Source organism: Vibrio sp. 2132-1 (assembly GCF_033344315.1).
The window spans coordinates 83,100-107,248 of the sequence record NZ_JAWPON010000012.1 but is presented as its reverse complement, the minus strand read 5'-3'; the positions used below and the strand labels follow the sequence as shown (position 1 = coordinate 107,248).

Annotated in this window: 24 protein-coding genes and 1 other RNA gene; 14 read left to right on the top strand and 11 right to left on the bottom strand. The window is 43.5% G+C overall.

The genetic code is table 11. The features are described from left to right. Window positions 1-449: 449 nt before the first annotated feature. Both R8N47_RS15005 and R8N47_RS15000 read right to left on the bottom strand, forming a co-directional pair. On the bottom strand, window positions 450-935 hold the full coding sequence (locus R8N47_RS15005; RefSeq protein ID WP_053302978.1) for a DUF6795 domain-containing protein: 486 nt from the start codon (window positions 933-935) through the stop codon (window positions 450-452). A gap of 640 nt (window positions 936-1,575) precedes the next feature. Then, entirely contained in the window at window positions 1,576-2,304 is a 729-nt protein-coding gene (locus tag R8N47_RS15000; RefSeq protein ID WP_005483033.1) for a hypothetical protein, read from the bottom strand. Window positions 2,305-2,652: 348 nt separating this feature from the next. On the opposite strand from R8N47_RS15000, the gene R8N47_RS14995 reads away from it, so the two are divergent. The 4 genes from R8N47_RS14995 (at window position 2,653) to R8N47_RS14980 (ending at window position 5,584) form a co-directional block, all read left to right on the top strand. Then, window positions 2,653-3,297 (top strand): recombinase family protein, encoded by a 645-nt coding sequence (locus R8N47_RS14995; RefSeq protein WP_024700125.1) that lies wholly within the window; start codon window positions 2,653-2,655, stop codon window positions 3,295-3,297. A gap of 147 nt (window positions 3,298-3,444) precedes the next feature. Next, window positions 3,445-3,645 (top strand): hypothetical protein, encoded by a 201-nt coding sequence (locus tag R8N47_RS14990; protein ID WP_005479249.1) that lies wholly within the window; start codon window positions 3,445-3,447, stop codon window positions 3,643-3,645. Window positions 3,646-4,306: 661 nt separating this feature from the next. Then, window positions 4,307-4,918 (top strand): hypothetical protein, encoded by a 612-nt coding sequence (locus R8N47_RS14985; protein WP_024700124.1) that lies wholly within the window; start codon window positions 4,307-4,309, stop codon window positions 4,916-4,918. Window positions 4,919-5,086: 168 nt separating this feature from the next. Beyond that, window positions 5,087-5,584 carry a ribonuclease HI gene (locus R8N47_RS14980; RefSeq protein WP_024700123.1) on the top strand — a complete coding sequence of 166 codons (498 nt, stop codon included), beginning with the start codon at window positions 5,087-5,089 and terminating at the stop codon, window positions 5,582-5,584. A gap of 50 nt (window positions 5,585-5,634) precedes the next feature. Here the strand turns inward: R8N47_RS14980 and R8N47_RS14975 are convergent, their stop codons facing one another. The 3 genes from R8N47_RS14975 to smpB form a co-directional block, all read right to left on the bottom strand. Continuing rightward, window positions 5,635-7,368: a site-specific integrase gene (locus R8N47_RS14975; protein WP_242412941.1), complete on the bottom strand. Its 1,734-nt coding sequence runs from the start codon at window positions 7,366-7,368 to the stop codon at window positions 5,635-5,637. 111 nt (window positions 7,369-7,479) lie between these two features. Continuing rightward, window positions 7,480-7,847: a transfer-messenger RNA gene (ssrA, locus tag R8N47_RS14970) on the bottom strand. A gap of 66 nt (window positions 7,848-7,913) precedes the next feature. Next, complete coding sequence (gene smpB / locus R8N47_RS14965) at window positions 7,914-8,399, bottom strand: SsrA-binding protein SmpB (protein ID WP_005381642.1); 486 nt, start codon at window positions 8,397-8,399, stop codon at window positions 7,914-7,916. Between the two features lie 119 nt (window positions 8,400-8,518). Here smpB and R8N47_RS14960 point away from each other — a divergent pair, with 119 nt between their 5' ends. Together R8N47_RS14960 and R8N47_RS14955 are read left to right on the top strand one after the other, a co-directional pair. Then, window positions 8,519-8,962, top strand: a complete 444-nt coding sequence (locus R8N47_RS14960) for an SRPBCC family protein (protein WP_005381641.1) — start codon at window positions 8,519-8,521, stop codon at window positions 8,960-8,962. Further along, window positions 8,952-9,311, top strand: a complete 360-nt coding sequence (locus tag R8N47_RS14955) for an RnfH family protein (RefSeq protein WP_064353661.1) — start codon at window positions 8,952-8,954, stop codon at window positions 9,309-9,311. Before R8N47_RS14960 ends, R8N47_RS14955 begins: the two co-directional genes overlap by 11 nt. 101 nt (window positions 9,312-9,412) lie before the next feature. On the opposite strand, the gene bamE is transcribed toward R8N47_RS14955, so the two are convergent. The 5 genes from bamE to nadK form a co-directional block, all read right to left on the bottom strand. Next, a complete protein-coding gene (gene bamE, locus R8N47_RS14950; RefSeq protein WP_017820585.1) occupies window positions 9,413-9,772 on the bottom strand; it encodes an outer membrane protein assembly factor BamE in 360 nt (119 codons plus the stop codon). 242 nt (window positions 9,773-10,014) lie between these two features. Further along, on the bottom strand, window positions 10,015-10,497 hold the full coding sequence (locus R8N47_RS14945; protein ID WP_005381636.1) for a GNAT family N-acetyltransferase: 483 nt from the start codon (window positions 10,495-10,497) through the stop codon (window positions 10,015-10,017). Between the two features lie 21 nt (window positions 10,498-10,518). After that, a complete protein-coding gene (gene recN, locus R8N47_RS14940) occupies window positions 10,519-12,183 on the bottom strand; it encodes a DNA repair protein RecN (RefSeq protein WP_005383750.1) in 1,665 nt (554 codons plus the stop codon). A 166-nt stretch (window positions 12,184-12,349) separates the two neighbouring features. Beyond that, complete coding sequence (locus R8N47_RS14935) at window positions 12,350-13,540, bottom strand: DUF3103 domain-containing protein (RefSeq protein WP_005383752.1); 1,191 nt, start codon at window positions 13,538-13,540, stop codon at window positions 12,350-12,352. 265 nt (window positions 13,541-13,805) lie between these two features. Continuing rightward, complete coding sequence (nadK, locus tag R8N47_RS14930; RefSeq protein ID WP_005381631.1) at window positions 13,806-14,690, bottom strand: NAD(+) kinase; 885 nt, start codon at window positions 14,688-14,690, stop codon at window positions 13,806-13,808. 146 nt (window positions 14,691-14,836) lie between these two features. Between nadK and grpE the strand changes: the two genes are divergently transcribed. The 4 genes from grpE (at window position 14,837) to dnaJ (ending at window position 20,739) form a co-directional block, all read left to right on the top strand. Further along, complete coding sequence (gene grpE / locus R8N47_RS14925; protein ID WP_021034134.1) at window positions 14,837-15,433, top strand: nucleotide exchange factor GrpE; 597 nt, start codon at window positions 14,837-14,839, stop codon at window positions 15,431-15,433. Between the two features lie 417 nt (window positions 15,434-15,850). Beyond that, window positions 15,851-17,125 carry a dicarboxylate/amino acid:cation symporter gene (locus R8N47_RS14920; protein ID WP_005381625.1) on the top strand — a complete coding sequence of 425 codons (1,275 nt, stop codon included), beginning with the start codon at window positions 15,851-15,853 and terminating at the stop codon, window positions 17,123-17,125. 347 nt (window positions 17,126-17,472) lie between these two features. Beyond that, window positions 17,473-19,386, top strand: a complete 1,914-nt coding sequence (dnaK, locus tag R8N47_RS14915) for a molecular chaperone DnaK (protein ID WP_005381623.1) — start codon at window positions 17,473-17,475, stop codon at window positions 19,384-19,386. A gap of 204 nt (window positions 19,387-19,590) precedes the next feature. Then, a complete protein-coding gene (gene dnaJ / locus R8N47_RS14910; RefSeq protein ID WP_064353662.1) occupies window positions 19,591-20,739 on the top strand; it encodes a molecular chaperone DnaJ in 1,149 nt (382 codons plus the stop codon). Window positions 20,740-20,808: 69 nt separating this feature from the next. Here dnaJ and R8N47_RS14905 read toward each other — a convergent pair whose 3' ends face one another. Then, on the bottom strand, window positions 20,809-21,240 hold the full coding sequence (locus R8N47_RS14905) for a type IV pilin protein (RefSeq protein WP_064353663.1): 432 nt from the start codon (window positions 21,238-21,240) through the stop codon (window positions 20,809-20,811). Window positions 21,241-21,343: 103 nt separating this feature from the next. Here R8N47_RS14905 and R8N47_RS14900 point away from each other — a divergent pair, with 103 nt between their 5' ends. From R8N47_RS14900 to R8N47_RS14885, 4 genes are read left to right on the top strand one after another with little or no spacing between them, the layout of a single operon-like run. Then, the gene (locus R8N47_RS14900) at window positions 21,344-21,859 is read left to right on the top strand and encodes a GspH/FimT family pseudopilin (protein ID WP_064353664.1); all 516 of its coding nucleotides are present in this window, start codon (window positions 21,344-21,346) and stop codon (window positions 21,857-21,859) included. Window positions 21,860-21,869: 10 nt separating this feature from the next. Next, a complete protein-coding gene (locus R8N47_RS14895) occupies window positions 21,870-22,508 on the top strand; it encodes a PilW family protein (protein WP_064353665.1) in 639 nt (212 codons plus the stop codon). Then, window positions 22,508-23,749 (top strand): hypothetical protein, encoded by a 1,242-nt coding sequence (locus tag R8N47_RS14890; RefSeq protein WP_064353666.1) that lies wholly within the window; start codon window positions 22,508-22,510, stop codon window positions 23,747-23,749. The genes R8N47_RS14895 and R8N47_RS14890 overlap by 1 nt, the downstream gene beginning before the upstream one ends. Continuing rightward, on the top strand, window positions 23,739-24,149 hold the full coding sequence (locus tag R8N47_RS14885) for a prepilin-type N-terminal cleavage/methylation domain-containing protein (protein WP_005381606.1): 411 nt from the start codon (window positions 23,739-23,741) through the stop codon (window positions 24,147-24,149). Before R8N47_RS14890 ends, R8N47_RS14885 begins: the two co-directional genes overlap by 11 nt.

Sequence of the window (24,149 nt, the reverse complement as noted above, 5' to 3'; positions counted from 1 at the left end):
CCGCATTGCCTGACATTACATTTATGTGGCCTATAATACCGCGCACGTGTTCGTTACATTCATCTTTTAGCTCTGAAATTAGCTAATTGAACCCAAGTAGCAAGGCCTACGGTCGCATCTGTTGTATTATATGACCCAGACCTGAAATTCTTAGTAAAGTCAAAGTTGAAGAGACTATTTTACTTACCCAACCATCAGTCATCCGAGCATTATATCTATTGTTGAAGTCAAGAAATACGTTGCGTTCTAGGTAAGCTTGAGATTTGGGTTGTAGTGCCGACCACTCATTACTTGTAGCGGTATTGACATAACCCGGAACAGATTTTTTTCCTAGTCCATGAGCGCAGAAGTCGATACCAGAACCTCCTTCTAATCGATACTCAATGCCCCCGTGAATGAATGGCCAAAGAGGAGACATAGGAACTGGAGTTGCATCATGAGTGCATTATTTAATTTCCATACAAGTCAGAGTCTATATAACCAAATAAGTTACATTGGCTGTTCACGTAGTAGTCATCGTTTTCTTCATCATCAATTGAAAAAGCAAAGTACTTAAGAGGGTTCTCAGTGTCACAAGCAAGGTTAGCCATGTTATTTTTTACGTAATCCTCTATTTTATAACCATCAAAGCTTCCTTCCCAAATAATAGTACTTTCATCATTGCTGAGTTCTGCGACTAAAACAATAGTTACATAGCGATCAATGAGAGGAGTGCTTATGACGTCTTTATTTTCATAGACTGGAGAAAACTCAAAGCGACCAGTACTGTCTGTGAATGTTGATAAGTCTATTGATTTCCCTGACATGCTTAAACCAATACTAAGGCTAACCTTTAGGCTACTAAGTGGTTTTCCTTTCTTTGTTAACACACCATTGATTTGCGGTGTGTATTGATTAACGTGTTCGTCATTCAATTTACTTTCTTCAAAATTCATTACAATGCTCACTAATATGACTGTAATAATTCCAGCAACTTAATTTTTCACAACAATATTTTCATTTTGAAATTTAAAAATCTATATATGTTGTGTTTCTGTTCAATATCTAAGGTTACTTTGTGATTAGAGTTACATTATTTTTTGTAACTACTGTTTGTAGTCATTACATCTATAGAGTTGTAATGAAACAAGCGAGTAGGGACTAACAATGAATACATCAATCAATTCATCGAGGGAGATGAGTATAGACTTTAGACTTAGATCTAGTTATCTCTTAGAAAGGATAGGTAAGCAGAAGACTTTTAAGTTACAGGGCTTTTAGTACCATGCTCTCTGCCTTTTTGATTAGTACTTATGAACTTCTTGTTTACTGATTAATACTCAACGAGTTTGTAAACCTACATGGGCCAAAGGTATGCGGTAATCTATGTAGTAAGATTTCAGAAAGCATGAATGTTTGAAAAAAGAGACTATTTTAGTTGATACAAAAAAGGCCACCCGAAGGTGGCCTTTTCCAAACGTTTGGTGGAGCTGGCGGGATTCGAGAGTTCGTCGCCTTTTCCTCTGTAAGTCTCTGATATACAAGGAAGGTACACCAGTGGTTTACTCGAAATGTAGCACACCTTGTAGAACACTGCTAGTTCGGTTCAGTTCCCTGTTGGGGAGTTGAATTGGAGGCGTTGTTGTTTTGGGTGGGTATTGCAGCTTGAGAGTCTCGCATTTTTCTAAATTTACGTGTGGGTATGAAGTTCATAAGGAATCGCTTCCAAGCCCCTATACTTAGGTAGTCTTGTAAGGCTTGCGTAAATTCGATTATCTCCAAGTACTTCGTTTTGAGGTGCCTATTGTATTCTTGTCTAAGACCCACAATTTCCCATTCTTGCTGACCTACAGGTGCTTTTCGGATTTCAATGCTAAGGCTTTCTCGCAAATGTACAACGTTGATGAGTTGGGCATGATGGGCGTTTAAGGCTGAGATTTGCATCCGTAGTAGGAATAACTCAGAGCTTCGAAAGCTCGCAGGCAAGTGCAGAAGTTGAGTGGGGTAGTCAATAAGTGCAGCAATACCACTCAAAGTCATTTTTCCGTCTATGCCTCTTAACCTCAATAACTCGTTGTTGAGTACCCCTATATTAGCCCGACACCGCATGAGGTTGTCTTCAGTGAGACCTATTAATTGCTGACGCACAATACGGTTGTAGGATAGAGTTTTAAGCTTACCTCCAAACCAGCCAACAAGTAAGGAAAGCACAATACCTAGAACAGCACCAAGGACTGCTGCAAAAATTGTTAGATAGGTGTTTGATGCATCGAGCTGACTGGATAGGTTGGTGAGGTAATTGCTCACGAATTCATCAAGGTTCATATATGCTCTCACGAGTGATTCATAATGTTTACTATATGCATCTTGGCGCTTTAATCAAAATGTGACGGAGTGATGTGTGATGGTCGAATAATTTTTGCAAAAAAAATTTCTGGAGCCATTGTTTATATGTCTTGTCCTCAAATCCCCCCCTAACCCCTTTAGCGAAAGTAGTCATTCTTGCTAGTTAGACTCAGTGCCACGTTTTATTTTTCGATGTATGTCTTAGGTTATGCCCAAAAGCATACACTCTAAGGTTGTTATTTTTGTGTGCTTTAGGTGTTGACTTGTCGATATACATACAATAAGTTAAGCATATAGTAACCTAAAGCACTCGTTCGAGGTATGACAATGACAACTCAATCCAATGACAGTAACTCAATGGTCTTTGCTTATGTCCGTGTGTCGACTAAGGAGCAGAACGTGGACAGCCAATTGAGTGACATCTCAAAGCTTTACCCTGATGCGGAGATTACGACAGAGAAAGTGTCGGGTACTGTGCCAGCTAAAGAGAGGGCAGGGCTATCGGTTCTTCTTGGTAAGCTACGTAAAGGAGATACTCTAGTCGTATGGTGGGTTGACCGTTTAGGGCGTGACTATCGAGACGCTGAATCGACTATACGTGAGCTTCTCGACAGGGGTGTGTGCATTAAGACTATCAACCAAGGTCTGACGTTCTCATACTCAAGCAAAGATGATGACATGCAGAACATGGTCACTGACATCCAGATTACCATGCTCACGGCTATGGCTGCGGCAGAGCGTAAGAATCGCTTAGCGTCGGCTGAGGCTGGAAGACAAGCGCTTAAAGCTAACCCTACGAAGTGGGCTGAGAAGTTCCAAGGACGCAAACCTAATACCAAGCAGCATCAGCGTATCATTGAGTTGTTACTTGAGGGCAAGTCTATCCGTGGTGTCGCTCAGGAGCTTGGCTGTAATGCAAGTACCGTACAGAGAGTGAAGAAGAAGGCGGTTGAAGCTGGCACCGTGTTCTAAGTGTCGGCTGATTGAACAATAAGTGCTCACTTAGCAAGCTCTTGCGTGACCATATTCAAGTTATTGCACTCACTAGTGACTACACATAACACAACCAAGTTGAGTTTCGGTATCTTTAGCTCACCTTAAGCACAAAGGAGCATTGATATGAACGACGTCTTAACTATTAAAGCCTCTAATCATCTTGATACTCAAACGCTGCTTACAACGCAAGACTCGCAGTTGCACCAAGAGGTGTGGGGGCATGTTAAAGCGTTAGTAGAGCTTGGTGTCTTTGAGGACGCTACAAATGGCATTGAGAATGTCTTAGCGCCTTACATGGCAGAGGTTAACGCCGAGCTTATCTAAGTCACTTGGGCGGGTGCAACGCCTGCCCTTGTCTGTTTTAGTTAGGTCAAACCATCGAGATATCAACGCTCTCATCCCCTGCCTTTACGCTCTCTTTGAGTCTCAACGCAATGCCAATCGAATTACGACTGCCTATAGGGCGCAGCCCGATACGGTGAGTCTGACAGGATGTTAATAACCTGTAATTACGACTGCCTATAAGAACAAACCCAATGCGGACTGTAGCCGCCAAACCACAGCAAGAAGTCACACATCAGAGTCACGCACTGAGTGGGCTTCAAGGCCATCACCTCGTAACCTCTCGGCTTCATAGAGAGTGAGTCTTAATGCCTTGGGCAAGCAGAGAGACAAAGAGCAACACATGCACCAGACGCAAAGCTTAAGAGTTCTCTTTAAGGGAAGCTTTAAGCTTGTAAGACGTGCTGGTGTAGGGCGTGGATACTTAAAGTCTGTCTTTAAGATGTGATTGTAGTTATTAACAATAACAATCACTTACTTAGAGCTTAACTTAAAGTAGTTCTTAGAGAGACTTTAAGCTCTGCGCCTTCCTATCAATCATCGTCCTTTCTACCCAACCCTAAGTAACTACTCAATGCCTTTCTTATATATGTTGCAGTCTTGCAGGATTGTTCTGTAATTGATTGTTTTTAAAGGACTTGATATGACGTATGTAAACAACTCAAAGCTGAAAGCTAAGCTTGCTTGTGCACTTGAGTACTCAGACCTTAGTCGTCGCCAGATGGCCGTCTTTGATAACGCCTGTCGTTTGTCTGGGGTAGGTCGAGGGCTGTCTAGAAGCCGAATCTTTCGATTGCTTCAGACGCTCGATACACTTACCTATGACAGTCTTGAAAGGCGTCTTAATGTCAGTCTCAAAGCACTAAGCCGCGAGTCGTATTCAAAGCGCACCATTGCGTTGTACTTATCTGTTTGCCGTAAGGTAGCGTCTCAGTTAGCACAAATGTATGGGATACCTCGTCATGAGACAACAATCCCTGAAAGTGAGTCTCAGTACAGGCTCAGTGTTAGCGACAAGCGAGTCTTTACTGTTGCTGAACGAATGCTACCGAAAGGGGCAAAGTATCTTATCGTGTCGATGTCGACGCTTGAAGAAGCTCTAAGGCTCAAGCCTCGTACTATTCGAGAGTCGCTAAAGCGGCTTGACCACCACGGCTATATCGTGTGTTTAGGTGGTGATGAAGGTGCGAACTACAGCATTACCTTTAAACGCTCGATACATGCCACATCAGCGCTATCACTCCAAGCTGCCTGATTAACCCTCAGATCTCCACAACCCACAATAGGCCACCACAAGGTCTACTTCACTTCAAACCCAACGCTTAACCGCAAAGCCATGCTGTCAGCTAGTCACTACGAGTCTTTCGTTGGTGTAGTTGGCTATGTGGGGCTTTCGGTGTGGCTTTACGATTAAGGGCTCAATATGAATACACAACTTCAAACGACACATCTATTACACAACGCTCAGCACCCACTAAGTATCTATTGCGATGGTTCAGCACCAGACAATCAGCACGGGTGTCTTCAAGGGGGTGTTGGTATCGCGGTTTACGACGCTCTTGGTCAATGCGTCTATGAGTACTCATCCTCGGTTCGCAGGACTGGCGGTGTTACCAGCCAAAGGGCTGAGCTTCTGGCTCTCATCATTGCCTTACTTGTAGCAGGTGAGGGGGACAATGTCTTTAGTGACAGTCAGTACTGTGTGCGGGGCTTCAATGAATGGCTTGATAGCTGGAAGCGTAACGCTTGGCGCAACTCAAGCAAGAAGCCTGTCGCTAATCAGGACTTATGGATGCTGATAGATGAGCTTAAAGCTATTCGTCCACGTGTTAGCGTTGAGCACGTAGCTGGTCACTCTGGCGTCAAAGGTAATGAGCATTCAGACTGCTTAGCGAGACAAGCAGCCGAAGGTAAAATGTAAAATGAAAGGTAACACTTGGGTAGACGTCAGGTGTTACCTTTTAATTTGTACTAGTTAGATAGTACATAGGGCTTTATGTCGAAGTCGAACGTAATGTTGTCCAATATAGGAGCTAATGCTGATGCGACATAAGCTTTACCATACCGTCCAAACGTTTCACTTCCGTCCTCATGACCCACATAGGCTGCTGCATGACTGCGGGATACGCCTGATTGCTTCAGGGCGTTGATGAAAGTGTGCCTGAAAGAATGGTAAGCCTTATGTTCGTTCTTGGCGTTAGGCAGCACTTTGTCGCGGAAGCGAGCAAACCATTTGGATGGTGCTTGTCCATACCCATCTCTTCCTCTCTTAAGCTCAGGAAAGACGCGCTCATGAGTGAGGTTCTGTACGTAGTCAACGAACCCTAGTTCAATTAATTTAGGGTGCAGTGGAATAGTGCGAATTGAACTCATATTCTTGGTTTTCTGGTCTTCTTGAGTATTGGTGATGGTCATAGTCCAAAGTCCGCTCTCATCATCTCTACGAACGTCACATACATGCAACTGACACAACTCGTTGAGACGAGCACCTGTATAAAGCCCTAGTACAGGTAGCCAGTAATAGTGTGGGTGTTTACTCTCACCTCCTTGGAAGTATGGATGCTGAAATAGGGTCTTTAAGTCAGACTCAGTGAACGCGCTACGCTCATCAGATGCCTTTTTCTTGGTCTTTACTTTGAGTCCTTTAAAGGCATTCTTGGACGCGTACTCATTCAACACGCACCAGTCGAAGAATGAGCTAACACCAGTCATTGTGTCATTTGCTGTGCTTACTGCCATCGGTGTCGGTTTGAGAGCAATGACATCATCAACAGGTAAGCCCTTAAAGCTCGACACTTTGTTGAGGTTCGCTGGTAACTGCAAGAGTTTATCCTTGAACATCAAAGCATCAGCACGCTTGAGAGAGTCAATAGGACGGTCGCCCAAGATGTATAGCATGAGTCGCATACGAGCCTTGTAGCTTTCAAAGGTCTTGGGTTGCATGTTGTCTTTTTCTCTATCCTTGAGGTAAAGCTCTACGCATTCAGATAACAGCAAGCTTTGATGTTCGCTCTCCGTAGGAGCTTGCGTTCCCCTTAGTTCATGAAGGTAGGTATCAGACGCATTAGGTAACTCAAGACGCTCTGCCATCACATCCGTGAGCTGAGTAGTTAATGAGGATAGTCCTTGTATCGACTTTCTACAGCTCTCGATGACAAGTTGTCTTTGAGTTTCAAATGGTTGCTCTACAAAGTACTCGTAGTGCTCTGACTCCATCGCACCCTCAATGATACGCCATGAGCGCGAAAGCTTGGCGTCATACTCACTCAATCTATTTTCGGCAAGGTCGCACATTAGTTCGCATAAATCATCTCTCATTGCCTCAATACCCGTAAAGACGCTCTCACGCTCCTTTAGTGGCGCAGTAAAGACTTGTGCGTGTAGTAAGCTCTGAGTTCCTACTAGGTTGCCAGACGTCGCTTGAGTGATTTCTTTGTGTTGAGCTTGGCTAGCTTTGACGTCAACGAGCACCTCAAGTGGGTTACTTGCGTAGCCTTTAGGTTTGCTTGTCGTTGTTGCGAGAGTCTCATGCTGCGCAAATAGGACGTCATGCTCTACAGATAGCTGACGCGCTCTAACACGAGCTTCTGCGACAGACTTGGTGCGCAGTGAGATTTTGATGGACTTTTTGTTGCCAAAGAATGGCTGAGAGTGGGTTGGGATACGGCGTTGATAGTACCAGTTACCGTTTGCCCGTTGTGTCATGTGCAAAGTGTCATCTCCGTCCATATGTAGAACAGGATGTACCTCAATTTCTCTTTTCATAGGCATATATAAAAAGAAAGCCCCTGAAAAATCAGAGGCTTACATGATGTTTGGTGGAGCTGGCGGGAGTTGAACCCGCGTCCGAAAACCGTTCATCATTGGTACTACATGCTTAGTCGATCTTTAATTTCGCCACCCACCTGCGAACCGACACGCTAATGAATGACTAGCCTGAATTAAAATTCGCCGTTCATCTCTCAGGCGGGAGAATCCGGGCTAGCGCGTTTGGGTTTGATCCCTCGTTGATCCCCGTCTTACGTGCGGAAGCTAGGGCGAGAGAGCTCTTAGCAGGTTATTAAGCTGCTAGTGCGTAGTTTTCGTCGTTTGCGACTATTTTTTTGCGGTTTGTTAACGAGGCCTACCGCACCTCGGCATGCACCTCAGACTTCTGAATTCCCGTCGAATCCTAAATCAGCCCCAGGTAATATTCGCATAGTAACAGAAAAGCATTGGCTGTCCAGTACTATGCGTTTAAGTGGTCAAGATTAACGCAGCGCGCTCTTCATTACGCGTGCTTTTTCTCTTGCCCAGTCTTTTTCTTTTAGATCCGTACGTTTATCGTGCAGCTTTTTACCTTTTGCTACGCCAATTTTTAGTTTCACCCAAGAGCGAGACCAGTACAGTGAGAGGGCCGTTAATGTCATACCTTCACGGTTTACACGTCCGAATAGATTATCCAGCTCACGACGACTCATTAGTAGTTTACGCACACGTGTAGGATTCGCCACAACGTGTGTCGATGCCTGATTTAAAGGAGTGATTGTCATGCCACTCACAAAGGCTTCACCGTCACGCATAAATACGTAACTTTCAGAAATATTGGCTTTACCTTGGCGAAGGGCTTTCACTTCCCAACCTTGGAGCTCCAAGCCAGCTTCGATTTCATCATCGATGAAATACTCGTGGCGAGCTTTTTTATTCAGCGCGATAGTATTGCTACCCGCTTTTTGTTTCGTTTTTTTCTTTGCCATAATAGCGTCATTATACGGGTTGGATATCGGATAGGAAATCCTTTTATTTGCGCAATCGTGGAATAAAAGTAAAATTGGCGAGTAGCTTTAAATCTGTACATGTATCGATAGGAGTATGTATGAAGCAAGTCAGCCGTTCTGCGCTTGTGTCTTTTAGCGCCGAACAGATGTTCAATCTGGTTAATGATGTTGCTAAATACCCTGAATTTCTGCCTGGTTGCTCGGGCTCTAGAATCATTGAGTCTTCGGGGAATGGTATGGTGGCTTCTGTCGATGTGGCGAAGGCTGGAATCAGCAAAACGTTTACGACTTCAAATGAGTTGATCCCCGGTCAGGCAATTATGATGAACTTGGTGGATGGCCCGTTTAAGACGTTGCGTGGTGGTTGGATTTTTACCGCGCTAGATGAGCAAGCTTGCAAGGTTGAACTAAAGCTTGAGTTTGAATTCTCAAGTAAAATGATTGAGATGGCCTTCGGTAAGATTTTTAACGAGCTTACTAGTAATATGGTAAATGCATTTACTAAACGCGCAAAACAGGTCTACGAGTGTTATGAGTATTGAGTCAGATATGATTCACGTTGAGGTTGTCTATGCTCTTCCTCATGAACAGCGTGTATTTAACTTAGTGGTAAATAATCACGCAACGGTAGAAGAGATCATTCGACAATCCGGTGTATTGGAGTTGTACCCTGAAATTGATTTGTCCAAGAACAAAGTGGGTGTGTTTAGTCGTAACGTGAAGTTGGATGCGACCGTTCGAGATCGAGACCGAATAGAGATTTATCGTCCGTTACTCGCCGATCCGAAAGAGATTCGCCGTAAAAGGGCGGAGCAGGCTAAAGCCGAGGGAAGTACAGACCCAGTCACCGGTGGCAAGCCTAGTTCTGTACGTAAAAATAAGCAGGATTAATATAAACCCAATAGCTCATGTGAGTTACTCAAAGTTTGACTAACGTGATTTCTATATAATAAAAAACCTCCCAAACGGGAGGTTTTTTTGCAAAAGTCAGTTTACTGAATTTGCTCGTAAAATGCGTCACTTTTTGGAAAGTCACCACTGATGTCTGCGAGTGTGCCTTGGTCATTAAAGTTTACAATCAGATCTTTCTGTACTGGTTCGCCATGGCCAGGAGTATGATGATAGATGTAATACCAAGTGTTTGGATAGCCGTTTTCAATAAGCATTGGCGACCCTAATACGAAGCGAACCTGTGCTTTAGTCATCCCAAACTTTAATTTATCAACCGCACTTTGTTCTACATAGTTGCCTTGGTTGATATCAATACGATAAACCAGTCTTTCCAATACCGAACATCCTGTCAGCAATGTCATTGCTAATGGTACGGCAACTAACCACTTCTTTAATTGCATAATAATTTCTTAGTAACCTTTAAAATACTGCGCTGATAATAAACAAGCTCGACGCAGATGTAAAAAGCTATGCGTCGTATGGTAGACAATCTGACAACGAATTTTGAGTTGAGTTGCATTTATTCACCGATATTAGGCGGTAAATGTCACCACATGACGTATTAGTTAGGTGACGAAGAGCACATTTCAATCGGAGATAGGGTGATGGACGCTTTCAGCGGTGAGCCAAGCCTAGTGACTCGTTAGTCGGTTTTGGCGAATTCGCGTAATGCATCACCTGAAAAACGATAATACTCTTTTTCATGAATTAGTGTTGCACCAATTGAGCGGTAAAACTGACCTGCGGTAGGGTTACTACTTTCAGCTGTCCAGTCCAACCTTTGGCATCCACACTTGATCGCCAAAGATGCCAGATACTTCATTAACTTGAGACCAACCCCTTTTCCTCGAACCTTCGAAGATACGAACAGATCTTTTAAGTACATCTGCCCTGAGAGTTTTGGGGCAGGGAACATGACGGTATAAGATGCAAAGCCTACGACGTCATCATTATCGTAAACCGCAATGATATTAACACCAGAATGTTCAGAGAAGACTTGGCTCTTTAGATAATGGACCAGATCGTGTTTTGATGAAGCTTTTTCTTTGAAGTAGTAATGTTCTAACTCAATAAAAATAGGGATGAGATCTAAGCAGTTGGTTTTGTGTATTGCTCTGATATCCATATCTCATCCCTTGTCGATTTATTAAGCGGCGATAAGCAGTTCTTTTGCGTTTGCCAACGTTGAGTCGGTTATTTGACTACCACCAAGTAAGCGAGCTAATTCTGCCACACGTTGTTGTTCATCTAATGCGTGCATTTGGGTTTCGGTTTGGCCTGCTTTGGTTTGCTTAGCAACAAACATTTGTTGATGGCCGCATCCGGCAACTTGAGGGAGGTGAGTGACACACAATACTTGAGTAGATTCGCCAAGCTTGCGTAGCATTTTGCCCACTACGGCAGCTGTTGGGCCACTAATACCTACGTCCACTTCATCGAAGATTAAACTTGGTGTATCTACTTTCTGAGCGGTGATCACTTGGATAGCTAGAGAGATACGTGATAGCTCACCGCCTGACGCAACTTTTGCTATAGGTTGCAATGGTTGTCCCGGGTTGGTCGATACTAAGAAGCACACGCTGTCCATGCCAAGCGGCGATGGGTGCGTGTTGTCATTGCTAACTTCGATACTGAATACTGCTTTCTCCATGCTCAATTCGTGCATGCTTTGTGTGATCAGTTTGTTCAGTTCTTTTGCGTAACGGCTGCGTGATTTGTGCAGTTTTTCTGCTTGTGTTAGAAAGCTTTGGTACTTGTGTTCTACTTCTTGAGCAAGTTCATCTAAACGTTCATCGGAGCAATCTAACGCTTCTACTTGGGCCAGAAGATCTTGATGATGCTGGTAGAGTTCTTCTGGCATTACGTGGTGTTTACGAGCTACAGACATCACTTTAGAAAAACGTTCTTCTACATAAGCCATACGAGCTGGATCAACATCGATGCCATCTAAGTAGCTGCGTAATTCATTCTTCGTTTCTTCAAGTTGAATCATCGCTTCTGACAGCATGTTAGGTAGCTCAGATAGCTTTTCATCTAATTCGGCTAATTGAATTAGGGAGTGATTGGCCGATTGCAAAATACCAAGCGCATTGACTTCTTCACCTTCGTAAATAAGTTCGATGGCTTGCTGACAGGTAGTGGCGAGTTCACCACTGTTGGATAGTCGTTTATGCTCTTGCTCGAGCTCTGCAAATTCTTCTTCACCTAGCGATAACTCATTCAGTTCTTTGATTTGGTATTCAAGCAACTGTTTTTGCGCCTGGTTTTGCTGGCTATTTTCTTTTAGCTGCTTGAGGTTATTATCCGCCTGACGCCAATGCTGGTAAGCACTTCGTGTGCTTTTTAGTAGGTTTAAATGCCCAGCATATTGGTCGAGCATGGCCATTTGGTGCTCACTTTTCATCAATTGATGATGAGCGTGCTGCCCATGGATATTGATAAGTAGCTGCCCTAGAGATTTGAGTTGTGATAGTGGAACAGGGCTGCCATTAATGAAGGCTCTTGAGCGGCCTTCTTTTGTGATAATACGACGCAAAATACACTCACTGCCATCTAGCAGATCGTTATCTTCTAACCAACGTGTTGCATGTAAGTTGTTGTCCAATAAAAAAGCGGCGCTAACTTCGGTTTTCTCTTCACCTTGTCGCACCATGCCGGCATCGGCTCGTCCGCCTAAGCAGAGCCCTAAAGCATCGATAGCAATGGATTTACCCGCGCCTGTTTCACCTGTAATGGTGGTCATGCCCTTAGAAAGCTCGAGTTGTAAAGACTTAACAATCGCAAAATTATTAACACTTAGATGAGCCAGCATTTTATTTACCTGTATAACTGAACAATACTGTATAAGAGAACAGTATATACTGTTTCTTTATACAGTAAAGTCAGGTAGGGAAAATTTTCTTTGTAGGCTGTTTTTTTGTGATGAAGTGGGAAAAATGAGCCGATGTGATTACAACGACTCATTAAAATTGAACAGGTTACGGACGAGTTGGGTTAATCGTTAGTGGTTCTAGTGTGACGACTGCATTCACACCTGCACCTGGGTGATCTACGTATGAAGTATCTTGCATTAGAGTGTAGTAAACGTCGACGAAGTCATCATCATTCGTGAGTACACCATCGGGGATAGTGTCGATGATCTTGTTCGTGATTTGCGGAATAATCGCGTAAGCCTGAACTTCTGGATCTGGAATCGCTTTCAATACTTCTTCGGCAACTTGAACAAGGAGTTTTGCCAATTGTTTATAGTCTGTGCCGTCATCTTGCTCCATGAGCACAATGTCTGCCGCACCCCAGCGGTAACGAGACCAGTGAATAATGATCTGATTTGGATAGTAATCTTGGTTATCGTAGTCTAAGTATGGAAGCTCCACCAAATCGAGAGTAGGTTCATCACGACTTGGATTGACGCCCGTTACGATAGCGTAGATTTCTGCCTTGCCAGAGATCCAAGGTTCTTTGTCATCGGCTAGACGGATCTTTTTCAACTGCGTGGTTTGAATTGGAGCCGCTTCGCCCACTGCGCTACTTGACAATAGCGGTGTATTTTGGCGTTGTTCATCAGCAATATATGGTTGAACTAAAGCTGGTTGACCGAGTTTTTTCATCTCAGCTTGCATAGCTTGCAAGCCTGCTTTTAGCTCTGCAGAGCTATTGTTATCAACGACAAGTACAGGTACCTCAGGGAGCTGGTAAACATCGAGTTGATGGATGTTGCCATAAACATCAAATGCTTCGATGTATTGCCAATTCTCATCATCACCACTTGGTTCAAATGCAAATAATGGCTCGACCTCGCCACTTTGCCATGCTGTTATCATGGCTTCATTTGCCAAGCGAACTTCTAACAACTGATCAGAGTATTCAGAAATACCTTTCCAGCTACGAATTTGAGTGTCAGCTTGTACAAGCTGGCGGCTGAACTCTGAGTTAGGGTTTTGCTTAACAAATGCTGATACAGACACGTTAGTCTGTTGCGGAGTAATATCTCTTCTCAGCATGGGTTCAATGGCAGCATAATTCTCACTCAATTGTTGAGCTAGGGCCCGTTTCGTCTTAGTGATATCTTCCGCTTTTGCATTGGACACACTGTTGACTTGCGTTTCCTCTGATTGGCAGCCAATAAGTGCTAATGTACTGAGAACAGACAGAATGATGGTTTTCTTCATAATATGTCCTTTATTGATTGTATGAAATAGAGTTAATACTCTATTCATGGTGAGAATATCACCGGACATAGATCATTGAATTTGCTTTTCTATCTTTTGTGTAAAGTTTGCCCACAGGATCAAAATTTATAAGCTTCTCTTTAATGATGACAAATATCGTGTCGCCTCACTACTTTGTGTCTATTTCTTGTCTAAGAAAGCCAAAAGCCAGTAGCAATTGAGCTGCTGGCTTTTTTATTGAAGTTATTACCCTGAGTAACAAGTGTTAGAACAATTTACTAGACCAGCCAAGCTTATTCCGTAAGACGTGATAGTAGCTGTAGTCTTTTGGATGGATGAGCTTTAGTACATTTGGACTTTGATAGATGTGAATTTCGTCGCCAGGGGTAACTGGAAGTGAGACTTGTCCATCACAGCTAACTTCTTGTGTTCCACGGTTTTCTGGTGATACCACCAATTTAATTCGACGTTTTCCATCAACCACCAAAGGTCGACTCGACAATGTATGCGGGAACATTGGCACGAGTGAAATGGCATTCAAGCTAGGAGAAAGAATTGGGCCGCCGCCAGAAAGTGAATATGCCGTCGAGCCAGTCGGAGTGGAGACAATCAAACCGTCGGCCCGTAAAGAGAAGGCGAAGCTTTCATCTATGTACACTTCAAATTCAATCATATGGGCAATTTGCCCTGGGTGAAGTACGGCTTCGTTTAGCGCAGCGTTATGACTCTTTATTTGTCCGTGGCGGTGTACTTCCGCCTCTAAAAGAAAACGCTCCTCTTCAATATACTCACCGTCGAGTACCGCTTGCAGAGACGCTTGGAAGTCGTCTGGGTTCAAGTCAGTTAAGAAGCCCAGATTTCCACGGTTCACGCCTATAACTGGTACATCAAATCGGGATAAAATTCTTGCTGCACCTAGCATGTTGCCATCGCCACCAACCACAATGGCTAGATCGGCATTTTTTCCTAGTTCAACTAAGCTAGCAAACTGACTCTGTGGGATATCATCCAGTATTGCGGCAAGGCGATCGTCAATGAATACTTTATAGCCCTCAGAGGTCAACCATTGGTACAACTCTTTATGAGTTTGAATTGCTTGTTGATCTCTTGGTTTTCCGATAATCGCGATCACGTTACATGGATTTTTCATAGCATTTCCGCATTAAAGAGGCTTGAATCAGGAATCTTCATCCCCATAATAATGGCAAGTCACCTAAATATGCGAATTTTTATGTGGTTAAAGCCCGCAAAAACGCGCATGGCTTTAAGGGCATTATGTTGAATTCTGGAGATATCATGAGCAACGAAGAAAACAAAGTTACAGAAGAAGAGCTTGATCAAATCATCGAAGAGGCTGAAAAAGTAGAAGCTGAAGCACAAGAAGTTGAAGCTGAGCTTGAAGAGCTTGGTGATGAGACAGACGCTAAGATTGCTCAACTAGAAGCGGCACTATTGTCTAGCGAGGCAAAAGTAAAAGAGCAACAAGATGCGGTGTTGCGTTCTAAAGCTGAAGTAGAAAACATGCGTCGTCGCACTGAGCAAGAGATCGATAAAGCACGTAAGTTTGCGTTGAACAAGTTTGCAGAAGAGCTGCTTCCTGTTATTGATAACCTAGAGCGTGCAATTCAAGCGGCAGATACAGAGAATGAAACTGTGAAGCCGTTCCTAGAAGGCGTTGAACTAACACATAAAACGTTTGTAGACGTTGTAGCGAAATTTGGCTTGAAAGCAATCAACCCTGAAGGTGAAGCATTCAATCCAGAGTTCCATCAAGCGATGTCGATTCAGGAGAGCCCTGATCATGAATCAAACACTGTTATGTTTGTTATGCAAAAAGGTTACGAACTAAACGGCCGTGTGATTCGTCCGGCAATGGTAATGGTTGCTAAGTAACTTTAACTGCCTGTTTTTTAAATATAAAAGCGCCCATCATTTTTGATGGGCGCTTTTTTGTTTTAAACATAAATGACTGCATCGAACTTCGTTGTATATCGATAAATGAAAATTTGATCCCCTTCATATTTTTTCCTATTGGTTAATTATTTTCCTATAGGAGATTTTCTCTCATCTCGCTGCGTGTTTATTAACGGAAAGGGCTATAAGTGATTGTAATCATTCGTTGTGTGAATATTTGTTCTGCATAGGAATGTAAATATAGTCATTTTTTCTAAAACAATGTCGTTAACAAAAATGTAAATTATCACTTTATTTTGTAACTTCGGTGTGTATGATTTGCGACTAATGCTTTAAAAGTAAGCATATATAACTACAAAAATGTAAATAGTAAACACAACATATCGGAGATTTATAATGGATAAATCGCTTTCTAGTAAGATTTTTATAGGCTTGTTTGCCGGCCTTGTGCTGGGGACAGCAATTCAGTACTTATTTAGCGGTATTGCGATTTTTGATACATACCTACTTGGAGCAGCAGAAGGTGTTGGCGGCATGTTCGTCTCACTGATCAAATTGCTTGTTGTTCCTTTAGTTTACGTTTCAATCGTATGCGGCATTGTTGACTTGAAAGACATCAGTGCATTTGGTCGTCTTGGTGGAAAAACTTTTACCCTTTACATTCTTAACACCATCATTGCGATTACGGCGGCTTTGACTGTCGGCTTGATCTTCCAGCCAGGAGCGGGCGCTAATCTAGCAGGAACGGTATCTGAGGCTGTACAGCTGACAACGACAGAGACGCCGGACATTTTCTCTTTAGTTGTTAACATTGTTCCTAGCAATCCTGTACAAGCGTTTGCTAGCGGCGACATGCTGCAAATCATCTTTATGGCAATTTTGACGGGGCTTGCAATTCAAGCTTTGGATTCTCGTGGTGGCCCAGCTATTCGCACATTCAAAATGGCAAATGAAATCATGATGAAATTGGTTGGATTAGTGATGAGTCTTGCACCATATGGTGTGTTCGCACTAATGATTCAACTAGGTGCAACGCTAAACGCCAATACATTAATGTCCGTTGCCGGTTACGTGGCTTTGGTGGTTGCGATGTTGGTGTTCTGGATCTTCTTCTTCTACCCAATGGCAGTGAGTATTGCGACAGGAACTTCTCCAAAGACTTTCCTACGTGCAACTCGTGAGCAGATTCTTTTCTCTCTATCTACCGCGAGCTCAAACGCGACTATCCCGGTAACGATGCGCACACTGACAGAAAAGCTTCAGGTCTCTAAATCGGTTGCTGGCTTCGGTGTACCACTGGGCGCAACGATGAATATGTCTGGTGTGTCTATCTATATTGCTCTAGCAACGATGTTTGTTGCGAACGCTTTTGGCCAGCCAATTAACACCGCAGACATCTTCACACTTGGCTTAACTATTCTTCTGTTATCTATTGGTGCTGGCGGCGTTCCTGGGGGCGGCGTGGTAATGGTAGGCGTTTTGCTTCACCAACTAGGTTTACCACCTGAAGGTTTAGCAATCATTGCAGCGGTCGACCGTATAAATGATATGTTCTGTACATCATCTAACGTTGTCGGCGACACGGCAGTGAACACCATTGTTGCAAAAACAGAAGGTGAGATAGGTAAAGAAGAAGGTGTTGATGCTGAGCCTGCTCAAGCGAACGCCTAATACCTTGAATAATTTATTTTAACCCTAATATTGAAGCGAGCTCTTATGAGCTCGTTTTTTATTTAGGAAGAGTCGGACATAAATAAATTTATCTGGGAAATGACGTTTTGTTGCGCTACAGCAGTGTGACGAGTTCCCAACTAATCAGAAAGAAACACATAAATTTCGAAAAAAGACGCTTTTTTTTAATTCTGCCCTTGAAAAGCATTTTGCCGCCCTTATCTATGTGGCATAGAGAAGCAAACATTGATTATTTTTGTTTGTGAGCAAGGGTTGAAACCCGATTCTCCTCCCCCCACATTGGGGTTATAACCAAACGAAAATAGAATTTATTCGGAGATAGCCAGATGGGTAAAATCATTGGTATTGACTTAGGTACTACTAACTCATGTGTTGCTGTATTAGACGGCGACAAACCACGTGTAATTGAAAACGCAGAGGGCGAACGTACTACTGCATCGGTTATTGCTTACACTGACGGTGAGACGCTAGTAGGTCAACCAGCGAAACGTCAAGCAGTAACTAACCCAGAAAACACGCTATTTGCAATTAAGCGTCTAATCGGTCGTCGTTTTGAAGACGAAGAAGTTCAGCGTGACATCGAAATCATGCCTTACAAAATCGTTAAGGCTGACAACGGTGATGCTTGGGTAGAAGCGAAAGGCCAAAAAATGGCAGCTCCTCAGGTTTCTGCTGAAGTTCTTAAGAAAATGAAGAAAACTGCTGAAGACTTCCTTGGTGAGGAAGTAACTGGCGCAGTTATCACAGTACCTGCTTACTTTAACGATGCTCAGCGTCAAGCGACAAAAGATGCTGGCCGTATCGCAGGTCTAGAAGTTAAACGTATCATCAACGAACCAACAGCAGCTGCGCTAGCTTACGGTCTTGATAAGAAAGGCGGCGATCGCACTATCGCGGTATACGACCTTGGTGGTGGTACATTCGATATTTCAATCATCGAAATCGATGAAGTTGAAGGCGAGAAAACATTCGAAGTTCTAGCAACTAACGGTGATACTCACCTAGGTGGTGAAGACTTTGATAACCGTCTAATCAACTACTTGGTTGATGAGTTCAACAAAGAGCAAGGCATCAACCTTAAAAACGACCCACTAGCAATGCAGCGTGTTAAAGAAGCAGCAGAGAAAGCGAAAATCGAGCTTTCTTCTACTTCTCAAACAGACGTAAACCTACCTTACGTTACTGCAGATGCAACTGGTCCTAAGCACATGAACATTAAAGTGACTCGTGCAAAACTAGAATCTCTAGTTGAAGACCTAGTACAACGCTCTCTTGAGCCATTAAAAGTAGCTCTAGCTGACGCTGACCTATCAGTAAACGACATCACTGACGTAATCCTAGTTGGTGGTCAGACTCGTATGCCAATGGTTCAAGCGAAAGTTGCTGAGTTCTTTGGTAAAGAAGCGCGCCGTGACGTAAACCCTGACGAAGCAGTAGCAATGGGTGCTGCAGTTCAAGGTGGTGTACTTGCTGGTGACGTTAAAGACGTACTACTACTAGACGTAACTCCACTGTCTCTAGGTATCGAGACAATGGGTGGCGTGATGACTAAGTTAGTTGAGAAGAACACAACTATCCCAACTAAAGCGAACCAAGTTTTCTCTACAGCGGAAGACAACCAGAGCGCGGTAACTATCCACGTTCTACAAGGTGAGCGTAAGCAAGCGATGTACAACAAGTCTCTAGGCCAATTTAACCTAGAAGGCATCCAGCCTGCACCACGTGGTATGCCACAAATCGAGGTTACTTTTGACCTTGATGCGGATGGTATCCTACACGTATCTGCGAAAGACAAGCAGACTGGTAAAGAGCAGAAGATCACTATCCAAGCTTCTGGCGGTCTAAGCGATGAAGACATCGAGAAAATGGTTCAAGAAGCAGAAGCTAACAAAGAAGCGGACAAGAAGTTCGAAGAGCTAGCGACTGCACGTAACCAAGCTGACCAAATGATTCACGGTACTCGTAAGCAAGTAGAAGAAGCTGGTGAAGCGCTACCTGCAGAAGAGAAAGAGAAGATTGAAGCAGCAATTTCTGAGCTAGAAACAGCACGTAAAGGCGAAGACAAAGAAGCTATCGATGCTAAAGTTCAAGCACTAATGACTGCTTCTCAAAAGCTGATGGAAATCGCTCAACAACAAGCTCAAGCGCAGCAAGCACAAGGTGCTGACGCAGGTGCACAGTCTAAAGAAGACGACGTTGTAGATGCTGAGTTCGAAGAAGTTAAAGACGACAAGAAATAATATTTCTTAACCAGATGGCTGCATAGCCATCTGGGGTCGATAAGACTTCGTGTGCGGGCGTTTGGGGCAACTCTTACGCCCGTCTGTTTGTAAACGCTGTCTTTCTAGTTAAGTATGTTGCAGACAAGTGCACTTACCTAGAACGATACAAACACCAAGCGGTGAATCGATGCCGTTTGTAGTAATTAACTGGTGACGAAGAACATGTCAAAACGTGATTTTTACGAAGTATTAGGCGTAAGCCGTGATGCCTCAGAGCGCGATATCAAAAAGGCGTATAAGCGTCTAGCGATGAAATTCCACCCAGACCGAAACCAGGGTGATGATTCTGCGGCGGACAAGTTTAAAGAAGTAAAAGAAGCGTACGAAGTTCTGACCGACCCTCAAAAGAAAGCGGCGTACGACCAATACGGTCATGCAGCTTTTGAACAAGGCGGCGGTGGTTTCGGTGGCGGCGGCTTTGGCGGCGGCGGTGCTGATTTCGGCGACATCTTTGGCGATGTATTCGGTGACATCTTTGGTGGTGGTCGTCGTGGCGGTGGTGGCCAACGTGCCCAGCGAGGTGCTGACCTACGTTACAACATGGAATTGACGCTAGAAGAAGCGGTTCGTGGTGTAACGAAAGAGATCGAAGTACCGACACTAGTACACTGTGATACCTGTGATGGTAGTGGCGCGAAGAAAGGTTCATCTGCTGAAACATGTGGTACCTGTCATGGTCATGGTCAAGTACAGATGCGCCAGGGCTTCTTCGCAGTGCAACAAACCTGTCCTACCTGTCACGGCAAAGGTAAAATCATTAAAGACCCTTGTAATGAGTGTCATGGTCAAGGTCGTAAGCAGAAAACAAAAACACTTAACGTTAAGATCCCAGCAGGTGTTGATACTGGCGACCGTATTCGTCTATCTGGCGAAGGTGAAGCGGGAGAAATGGGAGCACCAGCGGGTGACTTGTATGTACAAGTGCACGTGAAAGAGCACCATATCTTCGAGCGTGATGGCAACAACCTATACTGTGAAGTGCCAGTAAGCTTTGCGATGGCAGCTCTAGGTGGTGAAGTTGAAGTACCAACCCTAGATGGTCGCGTAAGCCTAAAAGTGCCTTCAGAAACGCAAACAGGTCGTATGTTCCGTATGCGTGGTAAAGGTGTGAAAGGCGTTCGCGGTGGCGGTGTTGGTGATCTTATTGTTAAGTTGGTTGTTGAAACACCAGTAAACCTAAGCTCACGCCAAAAAGAACTGCTCAAAGAGTTTGAAGAGTCTTGTGGTGGTGAAGCGGCGACAAAGCACAAGCCTAAATCAGAAGGCTTTTTCAACGGTGTGAAAAAGTTCTTTGATGATTTAACCAGCTAAGACGTTAGTGAAAAGCACAAATACAAAGGCCTGCTAAAATGCAGGCCTTTTTGCATCTCGGTGTTCTTCCTAATTCCAGCAATCACTTGGTTCTTCGACATTTGTTGACGTTAAAGTAATCGTTTTAGAACCAGTCAAGCACTCGTCGTCGTCTTGTCCCAGAGCCGATTTTGCTGTTGCTGTAATGGTATAGGCCGTACTTGCAGAGCTCGCAATATCGAAAGAAAATCTATTTTTGTCTGAGTCACATAGAGTGCATGTCCCTCCAGAGAGAATATGACTCCAGTCGTACCCACCATCATAAGATGTCTCTAGCTCTAGCTGAATTCGACTAAGATCGCTCAAGGCAACCGTCCTATGAGACTTGATTACATGATTAGTGTAAGAAGGGTAGGCGACCGCAGCAATGATCCCGACAATCACGACAGCTATCAGTAATTCGATCAATGTCATCCCTCTCAATCCTTTTTTGTAGCCGTTACAACGAGAAATTCGAATCATCACGAGTAGTTTCCTTTTCACTTTTCCGCCTATTTTTGGCAGGTGATAGCATCTGTGCAAGATGAATTACGGCCCTTTTGCCGTTTACATAGGAATTTGGGAAATGCCTCGCGGGTTTACGTTGTTGGAGCTTCTTATTACTGTTGCTGTACTGAGTATTATATTGGCGTTTGCAGCTCCATCTTTCCAAAATGTTTTTGAAACCAACAAAATGCAGCGCTTAGCTAATGAATTGCATGGCTTTGTTATTGAAGGCAAGTCTGAAGCAGTATTACGGCGTGAAAGACTTTGGGCACACATCATCATGTCTGGGAGTTCATCTAGTGACGGAAACTGGCGTATTGATTTGACAGATAACGGAGCTGAGGGGGCTGGGACTGTGTTGTTCTCTTTATCAGGTAAGCCGTATGACGGTATTGTCGTTACACCTAGCTACGATTCAGACCAAATCAGTTTTGACGACGTTTATGGCCGACCATCATCAGGAAGCTTGAAGTTTCATCCTGTTGGTGAATCATCAAAAGTCTTAAAACTTATTTCTCACACTTTATCTGCTCGCGTGCGAGTGTGTAGTGATAGCAACAGTACAGAATATTACGGTTATTCAACTTGCTCTTAAAAGGATGATTATGTTTAAACAAAAAGGGGCAAGCCTTGTTGAGTTTATGATCGCATCGGCACTTGGGCTTATTTCTCTTGCTACAGTGGGGTCAATCTATGTGAGTGGTCAAAGGGTGATAATGGAACGGTCGAAAGAGCTAATGTTGTTACAGAACTCTGAAAGTGTTGTGCAAATGCTCAAGAGTGACATTCAGCGTGCTGGTTTTGATGGTAACGATGGCAATTCTATAAAAATATCTGGCTCATCAAACACAATTTACACTCTCGATGATGTTGATAGAGGGGTGATTGCTTATGCTTATTACATAGGTGTTTCTGGCGCTGGCGCTAGCTCTTTTCCTTTATATAAAAACGTAGCTTATGAGCAACGAGTTAGCACGCCAGAGTCGCTATTTGTTTGTGAAAAAAAACAAACAACGATATGGGATGTTGATGACGTGATTAACCTTGCAGGCACTCGCTCATGTAAAAATCTTTTTGATAAGAAAGTTATTCACGTTAATCGTTTTGACCTTACTAGTGAACTGTTAGAAAGCACTGATGCAAAAAGTGTACTGGTGACCGTTACATTGGGAACCGAATTGAAAGATGCGACTGATATTCGCACTCAGCAGTCGTTTACTGCGATGCAAAGGAACTGGCAGTAATGAAGAAACAACAAGGTGCAGTAGCGTTACTCGTTGTCAGTGTATTACTTGTCGCAGCGTTAATGATGTCGCTTGGTAGCTACAAGTCTCTTTTTTATCAGATCAAGCGTGCCAACAATCAAATTGAAGCACGACAAGAACATTGGCTTGCAGAAGGGGGATTGGAGTGTGGCTATGCGATAAATAAAGCGGATATGTCGATCGCACCAAATATGCAAGACTACTCTAGTTGTTTACAAAGTACTGTTGTCGCAACTCAATCTTTGGTGGATCCCAAATTCTACGAGCTATCTTCAAGCGTAAATAACCGAGTTGAGACCTTCAAAAGTATTGAAGTAGTTGGTAGACCAAGCGGAGCTATACAAGCCCGCTCAGATTTGAAGTTAATGGGCTCTTATCTTTTTACACCTGAATTTGTCGAGCAGGATACTTGTGTTTCTGTTCGATTTATGAAATCAGTAGTAATGGAGGGCGCTTTTGTTACTTCACACCCTTCTGGAAAAACGTGTAGTTCATCTCATATGACTAACACTGCCCGCTTAGGGTTATGCGTTTCTGGTGACGCTAACTGCGATGATTCTGGTGGCGTAAACGACTACAAAGTGAAAGTCATTGGTAACAATCAAAATTATATTGGCGACGAAAAGATGTTTGAGCATGATTTTGTTCATGACCCAAATCTTGACCCTTTTGAAGCTTTTTTTGGTTATCCTCGCTCCCAATTAACTCAAATAAAGAATGGATTTGTGGTGATTGATGGGAGTGTGGCAAGCAGCTCGTCAACAGTTAAATCTTGTGTTGATAGAATTGTTAGTTCATTTTCTGTGAGCGACAAAGTGTGGGTGGTTGGTGATTGTGACCTAGAAACTGGTATCGGAATCAGCCTCAATTCTAGCCCTAAGCTTCTTGTTATCGAGAATGGCTTATTGTCGGTTAATGGGGTTGACTCTTTTCCCGGAACTGTTTACCAATTGTTTACTTCTACAGTTAGTGACATGTCCGCAAGATGGACATCAGATGTCTCAGTCACTCCATTTATAGGAGGACTCTCTACAGACGAAATAAAGAAGCTTACTTTTTTTTCCCGTGGCGCTTTCAAGCCTGTAGGTGGATATGTTTTCGACACCCCAGGAGGGTTAAGTGTCTTTGGTGCTGCAGTTAATTTGGAGTTTGATTCAACATCTGTACCCAATGTTCACAAGAAAGTAAAATGGAAAAAGGGCTCCTGGAATGATCTCTAAACAAAAAGGTTTTAACCTTCTTGAAGTTCTAATTTCTTTTCTACTTATCGGTGTTGGGGCTCTAGGTTTAACGAAGCTAAACGTATATCTAGAACGCGAATCCGAATATGCCATAAAAAGTATTGAAGCACTTCGTCTAGCAGAAAACCAGCTCGAATGGTTCCGGACGCGTGGTGCTTCTGCGGCGATGTCTACCATCACACCTGCAAATTTTGCTTCTATTGCAACAGGCTCTTCTGTTACTGGATCTTATGTCGTCGAGTGGGAAGTTCCAGCTGCCACGGTTTCAGGAACACTGAAAACTATCACCATTACCTCTAGCTGGAAGGATAGAATCGGCGAGACGCGATCAGTTCAGCTTAAAACGATGATCTCACAATACAGTGAATTCGAAAACTAA

Bases quoted from the DNA above. Each gene is read 5' to 3' on its own strand.
- R8N47_RS14955 (WP_064353661.1), top strand. From the start codon at position 8,952: ATGAGTATTGAGTCAGATATGATTCACGTTGAGGTTGTCTATGCTCTT.
- R8N47_RS14935 (WP_005383752.1), bottom strand. From the start codon at position 13,540: ATGAAGAAAACCATCATTCTGTCTGTTCTCAGTACATTAGCACTTATT.
- dnaJ (WP_064353662.1), top strand. From the start codon at position 19,591: ATGTCAAAACGTGATTTTTACGAAGTATTAGGCGTAAGCCGTGATGCC.
- R8N47_RS14995 (WP_024700125.1), top strand. From the start codon at position 2,653: ATGACAACTCAATCCAATGACAGTAACTCAATGGTCTTTGCTTATGTC.
- R8N47_RS14900 (WP_064353664.1), top strand. From the start codon at position 21,344: ATGCCTCGCGGGTTTACGTTGTTGGAGCTTCTTATTACTGTTGCTGTA.
- R8N47_RS14990 (WP_005479249.1), top strand. From the start codon at position 3,445: ATGAACGACGTCTTAACTATTAAAGCCTCTAATCATCTTGATACTCAA.
- smpB (WP_005381642.1), bottom strand. From the start codon at position 8,399: ATGGCAAAGAAAAAAACGAAACAAAAAGCGGGTAGCAATACTATCGCG.
- R8N47_RS15000 (WP_005483033.1), bottom strand. From the start codon at position 2,304: ATGAACCTTGATGAATTCGTGAGCAATTACCTCACCAACCTATCCAGT.
- bamE (WP_017820585.1), bottom strand. From the start codon at position 9,772: ATGCAATTAAAGAAGTGGTTAGTTGCCGTACCATTAGCAATGACATTG.
- R8N47_RS14985 (WP_024700124.1), top strand. From the start codon at position 4,307: ATGACGTATGTAAACAACTCAAAGCTGAAAGCTAAGCTTGCTTGTGCA.
- R8N47_RS14890 (WP_064353666.1), top strand. From the start codon at position 22,508: ATGAAGAAACAACAAGGTGCAGTAGCGTTACTCGTTGTCAGTGTATTA.
- R8N47_RS14960 (WP_005381641.1), top strand. From the start codon at position 8,519: ATGAAGCAAGTCAGCCGTTCTGCGCTTGTGTCTTTTAGCGCCGAACAG.
- R8N47_RS14905 (WP_064353663.1), bottom strand. From the start codon at position 21,240: ATGATTCGAATTTCTCGTTGTAACGGCTACAAAAAAGGATTGAGAGGG.
- R8N47_RS14975 (WP_242412941.1), bottom strand. From the start codon at position 7,368: ATGACACAACGGGCAAACGGTAACTGGTACTATCAACGCCGTATCCCA.
- R8N47_RS15005 (WP_053302978.1), bottom strand. From the start codon at position 935: ATGAATTTTGAAGAAAGTAAATTGAATGACGAACACGTTAATCAATAC.
- R8N47_RS14895 (WP_064353665.1), top strand. From the start codon at position 21,870: ATGTTTAAACAAAAAGGGGCAAGCCTTGTTGAGTTTATGATCGCATCG.
- R8N47_RS14945 (WP_005381636.1), bottom strand. From the start codon at position 10,497: ATGGATATCAGAGCAATACACAAAACCAACTGCTTAGATCTCATCCCT.
- grpE (WP_021034134.1), top strand. From the start codon at position 14,837: ATGAGCAACGAAGAAAACAAAGTTACAGAAGAAGAGCTTGATCAAATC.
- R8N47_RS14885 (WP_005381606.1), top strand. From the start codon at position 23,739: ATGATCTCTAAACAAAAAGGTTTTAACCTTCTTGAAGTTCTAATTTCT.
- dnaK (WP_005381623.1), top strand. From the start codon at position 17,473: ATGGGTAAAATCATTGGTATTGACTTAGGTACTACTAACTCATGTGTT.
- R8N47_RS14980 (WP_024700123.1), top strand. From the start codon at position 5,087: ATGAATACACAACTTCAAACGACACATCTATTACACAACGCTCAGCAC.
- recN (WP_005383750.1), bottom strand. From the start codon at position 12,183: ATGCTGGCTCATCTAAGTGTTAATAATTTTGCGATTGTTAAGTCTTTA.
- R8N47_RS14920 (WP_005381625.1), top strand. From the start codon at position 15,851: ATGGATAAATCGCTTTCTAGTAAGATTTTTATAGGCTTGTTTGCCGGC.
- nadK (WP_005381631.1), bottom strand. From the start codon at position 14,690: ATGAAAAATCCATGTAACGTGATCGCGATTATCGGAAAACCAAGAGAT.